The sequence below is a fragment of the bacterium genome, assembly GCA_028821235.1.
Classification (GTDB): Bacteria; Actinomycetota; Acidimicrobiia; order Spongiisociales; family Spongiisociaceae; genus Spongiisocius.
Map to the genome: position 1 here is coordinate 1 of JAPPGV010000145.1, position 2,135 is coordinate 2,135.

General features: G+C 66.2%; 3 protein-coding genes. 2 read left to right on the plus strand and 1 reads right to left on the minus strand.

Annotated features, from left to right (window positions below):
- Positions 1 to 354: SDR family NAD(P)-dependent oxidoreductase (locus OXK16_14705; protein ID MDE0377194.1), on the minus strand; the 354-nt coding region annotated here is incomplete at its 3' end.
- A 187-nt stretch (positions 355 to 541) separates the two neighbouring features.
- On the opposite strand from OXK16_14705, the gene OXK16_14710 reads away from it, so the two are divergent.
- Positions 542 to 1,366: a hypothetical protein gene (locus OXK16_14710; protein ID MDE0377195.1), complete on the plus strand. Its 825-nt coding sequence runs from the start codon at positions 542 to 544 to the stop codon at positions 1,364 to 1,366.
- An 81-nt stretch (positions 1,367 to 1,447) separates the two neighbouring features.
- Positions 1,448 to 2,135 (plus strand): hypothetical protein (locus OXK16_14715; GenBank protein MDE0377196.1); only part of this gene is annotated, 688 nt, incomplete at its 3' end.

The window sequence follows — 2,135 nt, forward strand, 5'->3', positions numbered from 1 at the left end:
GACCCCCATCAGGTTCACGTCGAAGATCCGGGCGGTCTCCTCGGGATCGCGGAGATGGGAGAGAACCCCCGACGGGTAGATCGCCGCCGCGGCGGCCAGCACGTAGGCCCGGCCCAGGTCGGCTTCGATCTCGGCGAATGCCGTCGCCACGGCTTCCGCATCCGACACGTCCACCTGGAATCCGCGGCAACGAGCTCCCGCATCCGATATCTCGTCCACCAGTGTGGCGAGCCCTGTGGTGTCTACATCGAGCGCTGCCACGAGAGCGCCCTCTCCGGCCAGCAGCCGGGACGTGGCGCGGCCCTGACCCGATGCGGCGCCCGTGACGACCGCCACCCGCCCGGAAACTCCCATGGTCGCTCTCCTTGGCTCCTGGGCTGCCGCCTTCCAACGGTCTGCCCCGAGGCCGGTACCGCCCAACGGCCCGACACGGCGCCAGCCTAACCATGGCGACAGATGGTGCACCGCCGGCGGCAGTGGCCCACCTCCGGTCACTGGTATCCTTCTTCGAACACCCAGTTGACAAACCGTGGGAGTGCGCGTGCCCGTAGATTTCGACAGATCAGCCACCACCGCGCTGGTCGAGGTTGCGCTGAGCGTGGGGTTCGAGGAATTCCACCGCATGCTCCGCTACGAACTGGACGATCTGCGGGACCAGAAGTACGCCGAGCTGTTCCCGAACGAAGAGGAGAAGGCCCCCCACAAACCGTTCATCGAGGACCCGGACGGTGGGTTGGCCGCCCTACCGTCCGCCAGTCCGATAACGAACATCCGCCGGTGGTTCAGCAATGACGACGGGAGCGGGTTGGTACAGGTCCAGCGCAACTGGTTCGCCCGCAACTGGAGAGCGACCCTCGAGAGCACCAGCAACGGAGCGGTCACCCCCTATCCGGGTTATGCCTCGGTGCGCTCGGATTTCGCGGAGTCACTGCAATGCCTCGTCGACTTCGTGACAGACACCGACCTGGGCGAGTTCAAGCCGCTCCAGTGCGAGATCTCCTACCGCTTTCAGCTGCGGGCGGAGGGTCTCTGGGACGGTCCGGGCCGGCTGGACCGGGTGGTGCGAATGTTCTCCGCAGACCGGGGCTCGTACCTGCCTGACCTGGAGGCGATGCGGATCATCACCCAGTACCCCATGTCAGACGGGACCGGGAAGCGGCGCGGGCGGCTGTACACGAGGATCGAGACCGGCGCAGGAGAGGACGGATCGGACTTCCTGATCCTGACGATGTTCGCCCGCGGGACACCGGACGGCCATCGCCCCGAGGATGTGTACGCCCTTCAGGACGAGGGGCAGCGGTGGATCGTGAACGGACTGCGTGAGTTCCTGACGCAGGAGGCTCTGGCCTGGTACAACCTGGATTGAGGCATCGGACCCGGAGACTCGGGCCTGAGCCCCTGACCTGTGTCCTATCCTGTTTCTGACCATGGTTCAGGAGGTTGGTTAGTGGAGATCGTAGGTTATGCCGACAGGTTGAGGGCCCAGCCTGGTGAGACGGTGGGCTTCAAGGTCAGTTGCCGGGCCCCGAGTTTCCGGGCCCAGCTCGTCCGCCTCATCCACGGCGACGACAACCCTGACGGACCGGGATCCAAGATCGATGACCTCGACTCGGATGCCAACGGCGAGTATCCGGGGAGGGTCCAGGAACTCCATCCCGGCTCATTCGTCGTGGGACCAGACGACCCCCGCCTGGAGTTAAACGGGAGCTTCACCATTCAGGCATGGATCTACCCGACCACCGTGGGCAAGGGCCCCCAGGGGGTGGTCACCAAGTGGGACTGCACCACGAACACGGGATACGGGCTGTTCGTTGACGAGGACGGAGCCGTATCCCTCCGGGTCGGTGACGGCGAGACCGTCGATACGGTCAGCACCGGTGTGGCCATGCGGGATGCCAAGTGGTACTTCGCCGCCGCCGTCTACGACGCGGACGATGGTGCGATGCGTGTCTACCAGACCCCGCTCGACCACTGGCCCCTTCAGGACACCGCGGCGGAGGCCGGGGCAGCCGCCTCCGGGGGCGGGCCGGGCCGAACCGGCGCCGGCCTGGTCATCGGAGGCTGTAGCCGTGGTCCGGAGAACGTCCCGGGCACGGTGGGCGGTCTTTACAACGGCAAGATCGACAACCCGACCA